Genomic DNA, 6,333 nt, shown 5'->3' with positions numbered 1-6,333 from the left:
GGTGCGTGTGCGGGCGGGAGCCCGCCGCGCCCCGCATTCCACTCCCTCGTGACGCGGAAGGTTGACCGAGCCACATGGCCAGAAGCACACCGGCGACGCGGGCACGCGCCGCTCTGATCGGACTGCTGGTGCTCGTCCTCGGAATGGGCGGTCTGCTCACCTACGGCGCGACCCAGGGCAAGGCGCAGTGGGCGCCGCTGCTGGCCCTGGACCTCTCGGGCGGCACGCAGATGGTGCTCTCGCCCCATACCGAGGGCGATGAGCAGCTCGACGACGAGCAGCTCGAGCAGGCGGTGGAGATCATCCGTCAGCGCGTCGACGGCAGCGGCGTCTCCGAGGCCGAGATCGCCACGCAGGGCGACCAGAACGTCGTGGTCAGCATGCCCGGGAGCCCGGACGCGGAGACGCGCGAGCTCATCCAGGCCTCGGCCGACATGCAGTTCCGGCCGGTGCTGCAGACGGGGACGGATCCCGAGTACATGCAGCAGCTGCTCGACGAGGACGACGAGGACGACAGCGTCCTCACGGATGAGCAGCGGGCCAGCCTCGAGGCGCAGGTCGCCCAGGCCGGCGACTCGGAGGAGGAGGCGCAGCCCTCGGACTTCGAGGAGCCCGACGCCGAGCCGGAGAACGCCTCGGACCCGAACTGGATCACTCCGCAGCTGGCCGCCCGCTTCGAGAACCACTCGTGCTCCCGCGACCTCAGCGTCGAGGAGCGCACCGAGATCGCCGACGACGAGCCCCTGATCAGCTGCGACCCGAAGACCGGACGCACCTACCTGCTCGGCCCGCTGGAGGTCTCCGGCACGCACCTGGACGACGCGGGCTTCGGGATGGAACGCGGCCCGCAGGGCGACACCACCGGCGGCTGGGCGGTCAACCTCAGCTTCGACGACACCGGCGCCGAGCAGTTCCACCAGGTCACCCAGCGGCTCACCGCGCTGGAGGGGGCGCGCAACCAGTTCGCCATCGTCCTCGACGGCCAGGTGGTCTCCGCCCCCGGCTCGAATGCGGTGATCACCGACGGCAATGCCGAGATCACCGGCAGCTTCACCGAGGACGAGGCACGCGGCCTCTCCGAGCAGCTGCGCTACGGCTCTCTGCCGATCAGCTTCTCCATCGAGTCCGAGCAGCAGATCTCGGCCACCCTCGGCGCCGACCAGCTGCGCTACGGGCTGATCGCGGGCATCATCGGTCTGGTGCTGGTGGCCGGCTATGCGCTGGTCCAGTATCGGGCCCTGGGTCTGGTCACCATCTCCTCGCTCGTGGTCGCCGGCGTGCTGACCTGGTGGGCGATCGCACTGCTGGGCTGGAGCGACGGCTACCGGCTCTCGCTGGCCGGCATCTCCGGACTGATCGTCTCGATCGGTCTGACCGCCGACTCGTTCATCGTCTATTTCGAACGCATCAAGGACGAACTGCGCGAAGGACGTTCGCTGGCCGGCTCGGTGGAGTCCGGCTGGGCGCGCGCCCGGCGGACGATCCTGGCCTCGAAGGCGGTCAACCTCATCGCCGCCGTCGTGCTCTATCTGGTGGCGGTGGGCAACGTCCGCGGCTTCGCCTTCACGCTCGGCCTGACCGCGCTGATCGACGTCATCCTGGTGTTCCTCTTCACCCACCCGCTGATGCAGCTGCTGGCCCGACGACGCTTCTTCGCGTCCGGGCGCCGCTTCTCCGGGCTCTCCGAGGACGAGCTCGGGGTCGAGGTGCTCTACCGCGGCGCGGGCCGCTTCCGCAGCACGCCGCGCACCCCGACGGCGGCGGAGCCGGCCTCGGCGGCCACGCCGGAGGCCGAGCCCGCTCCGGTGCCGGTCGGCGCTCCGGCGGGTGCGGCGGGCCCCGAGGGGGAGTCGGCCGCCGCCGACCCGGAGTCCGGAGGGGACCCGGCCGGGGATCGCTCCGGCGGGCCGGCGGCTCCGAGGGATCCGGCGCGTGAGGAGACGGGGACGTCCGCCGAGGCCCCCGACGAGACGGCCGCCGAGGCCCCCGACGAGACGGCCGCCGAGTCTCAGGCCGAGGAGGTCGAGGCCGTCGAGGAGACCGAGGACGAGGTGGACTGGTCCTCGCTGACCATCGCCGAACGGCGGCGACTGCGCCGCAGACGAGCCGGACGGTCGCGGACCGCCGGCGAGGACGAGGAGGAGCGCTGATGGCCGCGCGATTCGCCACTGTCGGCAACGAGCTCTACACCGGGCAACGGTCCCATCCGTTCATCCAGCGGTCGCGGCTGTGGTTCCTGCTCGCCGCGCTGCTGGTGCTCGCCTCGGCGACGGTGCCGCTGGCCCGCGGCGGCTTCAACCTCGGCATCGAGTTCACCGGCGGCTCGGAATTCACCATCTCCGACACCGCGAACACCGACGTCGCCCCCGGCGAGGAGGCGATGGACGAGGTGACCGACGAGGAGGCCGTGGTCACCAACATCGCCCCGGGGACGATCCAGGTGCGCACCGGCGAGCTGGACGAGGAACAGACTCTGCAGGCCGCAGACGCGCTGCAGGAGGCGTACTCGGTGGGCTCGGACCAGGTGACCTCCACCTACATCGGGCCGGTCTGGGGCGAGCACATCTCCGAGCAGATGCTGCTGGGCCTGGCGATCTTCCTCATCATGGTCACCCTCTACATGGCGTTGTACTTCCGGACCTGGAAGATGTCGGTGGCCGCGATCATCGGCCTGGGCTTCGTGGTCGCCACGACTGCCGGCATCTACGCGGCCACCGACTTCGAGGTCACCCCGAGCGCGATCATCGGCTTCCTGACCATCCTGTCCTACGCGCTGTACGACACCATGGTCGTCTTCGACAAGGTCAGAGAGAACGTCCGCGGGCTCTTCGACCAGAAGGACCAGACCTTCGCCGAACGGGTGAACCTGGCGGTGAACCAGACCCTGGTCCGCTCGCTGAACACGTCGGTGGTCGGCATCCTGCCGGTGGGCTCGATCCTGTTCATCGGCGCCTGGCTGCTCGGCGCCGGCACGCTGCGCGACATCGCCCTGGCGCTCTTCGTCGGCATCATCGTCGGCACGATCGCCACGCTCTTCGTGCAGGCTCCGCTCTACGGCTGGATGCGCGGCCGGGACGCCGACGTCGTCGCCCACGCCCGCGAGGTGCTCCAGCTGCGCGAGGAGCGCGAGATCGGCCGAGTGACGTACTCGGGCACTCCGCTGGACGCCGACGGACGGGTGACCTCGTTCCCGCCGCTGCCGGAGCCCGAGCCCGATGAGGACGACGAGGAGCCGGAGCTGCAGATCGTCATCACTGGAGCCGAGGGCTTCGACGAGCCGCGCGGAGACGACGGCGAGCCGCCTGCGGAGGCCTCCGGGCCCTCCGTGCGCTGAGAGGCGCTGGTCAGGGGTACAATCGGCCACACGTGAGAAGACCAACCGGTCGGCCGGCGCCGCGGCTGCAGTCCCGTCGGGGCGCGGTCCCTCTCGTCGACCGGCCGCCGAGCCCCTGGAGTCCGTGGAGAGCAGGTACGCACTGGTGAACGACGACGGCGCCCGCCCTGCGCGCGCAGGAAACGCCGACCCGGTGACCGCGGCGAGTCCGCCCTCGCCGCCGGTGACCCGACGTGCGCGTGCGGTCGGCGTGGTGGACACCGACGGCGGAGAGCCGCTGCTGGAGCCGCTGCTGCGGGCGATGCGGGCCAACGACGGGCAGCAGGACGTCCCGCTGATCCGACGGGCGTTCGCCGTGGCCGACGAGCGGCATCGCGACCAGAAGCGCAAGAGCGGCGACCCCTACATCACTCACCCCGTGGCGGTGGCGACGATCCTGGCCGAGCTGGGGCTGACCGGCTCGACGCTGGCCGCGGCGCTGCTCCACGACACGGTCGAGGACACCGACTACAGCCTCGAGCAGCTCACCGCGGACTTCGGCGACGAGATCGCGCTGCTGGTCGACGGGGTGACGAAGCTGGACAAGTTGAAGTTCGGCGACGCCGCGCAGGCGGAGACGGTGCGCAAGATGGTCCTGGCGATGGCCAAGGACATCCGCGTGCTGATGATCAAGCTGGCCGACCGGCTGCACAATGCGCGCACCTGGCGGTATGTGCCGGCCGAGTCCAGCGCCCGCAAGGCCAAGGAGACGCTGGAGATCTTCTCCCCGCTGGCCCACCGGCTGGGGATGAACACCATCAAATGGGAGCTCGAGGATCTCTCCTTCGCCGCGCTGTATCCGAAGGTCTACGAGGAGATCGTGCGCCTGGTCGGAGACCGGACGCCGCAGCGCGAGAAGTTCCTCGGCCAGGTGCGATCGACGATCGCGGAGGACCTCGACGGCGCGAGCATCGCCGCGACGATCACCGGCCGCCCCAAGCACTACTACTCCATCTATCAGAAGATGATCGTGCGCGGGAAGGACTTCGACGACATCCACGATCTGATGGGCGTACGGGTGCTCGTCGACTCGGTGCGAGACTGCTACGGCGCGCTGGGCACGCTGCATGCGCGGTGGAACCCCCTGCCGGGGCGGTTCAAGGACTATATCGCGATGCCGAAGTTCAACATGTACCAGTCGCTGCACACCACGGTCATCGGTCCGCAGGGCAAGCCGGTCGAGATCCAGATCCGCACCTATGAGATGCACCGTCGCGCGGAGTACGGCGTGGCCGCGCATTGGAAGTACAAGCAGTCCGCCGGTGCCTCGCCGGCGGCCGGCGCGCCGGCGGCCGCCGGGGGACCCGCGCCGGAATCGGCGACGCAGCAGAGCCAGACCACCGCGGACATCGGATGGCTGCGCTCTCTGGTCGACTGGCAGTCGGAGACGACCGATCCTGACGAGTTCCTCGAGTCGCTGCGCTACGAGATCAATGCCAAAGAGGTCTTCGTCTACACGCCGAAGGGCGAAGTCATGGCGCTGCCGGCGGGGGCGACCCCGGTGGACTTCGCCTATGCGATCCACACCGACGTCGGTCACAAGACCATCGGTGCGCGCGTCAACGGCAAGCTGGTGCCGCTGAACTCCGAGCTGCAGCACGGCGACTGGGTGGAGATCTTCACCTCCAAGGCCGAGAGTGCCGGACCCAGCGCCGACTGGCAGCAGTTCGTCAAGAGCGCCCGGGCGCGCAACAAGATCCGCCAGTGGTTCTCCAAGGAGCGGCGCGAGGAGTCGATCGAGCGCGGCAAGGACGAACTGACCAAGGCGATCCGCAAGTCCAACCTGGCGCTGCAGAAGGTGATGAACCCGGACGTCCTCAAGGCCGTCGCGGAGGAGCTGCACTATCCCGACATCTCGGGTCTCTATGCGGGTGTGGGCGACAGCCACGTCTCCACGCAGAACGTCATCGAGCATCTGACCGCCCTCTTCGAGACGGAGGAGGACGAGTCCGAGGAGCACGACACCACCCCGATCACCCGTCCGATCACCCCGGCCTCGGAATACTCGGACGCCGGCGTGGTGGTCAAGGGGGCGGGCAACGTGATGGTCAAGCTCGCCCGGTGCTGCACTCCGGTGCCGCCCGACGAGATCGAGGGCTTCGTGACCCGCGGCCAGGGCGTGTCGGTGCATCGCTCCGACTGCCGCAACGTCGACCAGCTGCGCCAGGAGCCGGAACGTCTGGTCGAGGTCGAGTGGGCGCCGACGAAGTCCTCCGTGTTCCTGGTCGAGATCCAGGTCGAGGCGCTCGACCGTACCTCGCTGCTCTCCGACGTCACCCGGGTGCTGGCCGAGTCGCAGGTGAACATCCTCTCCGCGACGGTGCAGACCTCGCGGGACCGGGTGGCGATCTCTCGGTTCTCCTTCGAGATGGGCGACCCGCGGTATCTGAACCACGTGCTGAACTCGGTGCGCCGGATCGACGGCGTCTACGACGTGTACCGGACGGTGGGGAAGCGGCGCGAGGCGCACTGAGCCGCGGTCTCCGCGATGCGGGCCGCCCGTGTCGGGTCGTCTCGGCGCGAGCACACCCGGTCGAGGAGATGCTCGACGAGCTCCTCGACGGTCACCGAACCCTCCTCCGGGTCGAGCATGCGGCCGAGAAGATGGCGCCGCCGCGACCACGCCTCACCGGGGGTGTCCTCCAAGGCATCGGCGAGCAGCGCGGCGCGCTCCTGCGCCGGCGAGTCGAAGCTCAGCGGCGGCAGCGGCGGCATCTTGGGCCGATCGTCGAGGCTCCGACCTCCGCCCGAGGTGCCCACGCCGAGGAAGATGTCCCCGGCAGTGCGCAGCGGCGTGGTCACGGGGAGGCTGCGCACTTCCATCACGTCGTCGTCGGACAGGCCGACCTGATGGAACTGCCACGCCAGACCCGCGGACCGGCGGACGCGGTGGGCGGTGCGTGTCACCACGGTCAGCCGCGACGGCGCGGCCCCGCCGTGATGGACCCAGGCGGCGGCTT

The 6,333-nt window shown here is 69.9% G+C and carries 3 protein-coding genes and 1 pseudogene; 3 read left to right on the top strand and 1 reads right to left on the bottom strand.

All coding sequences use genetic code 11. From position 1 onward, the window contains the following. The first annotated feature begins 74 nt into the window (after positions 1-74). The 3 genes from secD to GU5_RS0103480 all read left to right on the top strand — a co-directional run bounded on the left by secD (position 75) and on the right by GU5_RS0103480 (position 5,846). Positions 75-2,150 carry a protein translocase subunit SecD gene (gene secD, locus GU5_RS0103490; protein WP_010524197.1) on the top strand — a complete coding sequence of 692 codons (2,076 nt, stop codon included), beginning with the start codon at positions 75-77 and terminating at the stop codon, positions 2,148-2,150. Next, on the top strand, positions 2,150-3,334 hold the full coding sequence (secF, locus tag GU5_RS0103485; protein WP_010524196.1) for a protein translocase subunit SecF: 1,185 nt from the start codon (positions 2,150-2,152) through the stop codon (positions 3,332-3,334). Before secD ends, secF begins: the two co-directional genes overlap by 1 nt. Before the next feature lie 145 nt (positions 3,335-3,479). Next, positions 3,480-5,846: a RelA/SpoT family protein gene (locus tag GU5_RS0103480; RefSeq protein ID WP_010524195.1), complete on the top strand. Its 2,367-nt coding sequence runs from the start codon at positions 3,480-3,482 to the stop codon at positions 5,844-5,846. Here GU5_RS0103480 and GU5_RS17195 read toward each other — a convergent pair. Continuing rightward, positions 5,801-6,333: pseudogene (locus GU5_RS17195) on the bottom strand (hypothetical protein); the annotation flags it as partial. The gene GU5_RS0103480 and the pseudogene GU5_RS17195 sit on opposite strands and share 46 nt — an antisense overlap.

It is taken from the genome of Nesterenkonia sp. F (assembly GCF_000220985.1).
Classification (GTDB): Bacteria; Actinomycetota; Actinomycetes; order Actinomycetales; family Micrococcaceae; genus Nesterenkonia.
The sequence above is the reverse complement of the archived record's forward strand: the minus strand, read 5'-3'. Positions and strand labels throughout refer to the sequence as shown.

What these genes read in the sequence shown, in the direction of transcription:
- secD (WP_010524197.1), top strand. Translation starts at nt 75, where the DNA reads ATGGCCAGAAGCACACCGGCGACGCGGGCACGCGCCGCTCTGATCGGA.
- secF (WP_010524196.1), top strand. Translation starts at nt 2,150, where the DNA reads ATGGCCGCGCGATTCGCCACTGTCGGCAACGAGCTCTACACCGGGCAA.